Raw genomic sequence first — 326 nt, forward strand, 5'->3', positions numbered from 1 at the left:
GCGTGTAGGTGACCGAGCTGCTCACCGTACCGGCCGTGACGCCGGTGGCGGCGGTCGATGCCAGCCGGGCGAAGAAGTTCAGCACGTTGGTGTTGCCCGCCGTGAGTTGTTGGGCCGTGGCCGACGTAGGGGCGGTGTTGAAGTTGACCGCGGTGGCGTTGTCCTTGCCCAGGATCTGGACCGCGACGTTGGCGGCGTTGCCCGTGTTCGTGAGCATGCCCTTGGCCGCGTCGGACGCGGTGCCGGCGAAAGACACGCCGACCTTGGAAAGCTTGCCGTTCGCGTTGGCGCCTGCGCCGGTATCCGTTTCGAACGAGCAACCCGTC

At 67.2% G+C, this 326-nt stretch carries 1 protein-coding gene; it reads right to left on the reverse strand.

The genetic code is table 11. The features are described from left to right. A partial coding sequence (locus RCF13_RS00145) for a hypothetical protein (protein WP_308140660.1) occupies positions 1–326 on the reverse strand: 326 nt, incomplete at both ends.

The organism is Stenotrophomonas maltophilia group sp. RNC7, from assembly GCF_030910085.1.
In the GTDB taxonomy this organism is placed as follows: domain Bacteria; phylum Pseudomonadota; class Gammaproteobacteria; order Xanthomonadales; family Xanthomonadaceae; genus Stenotrophomonas; species Stenotrophomonas sepilia.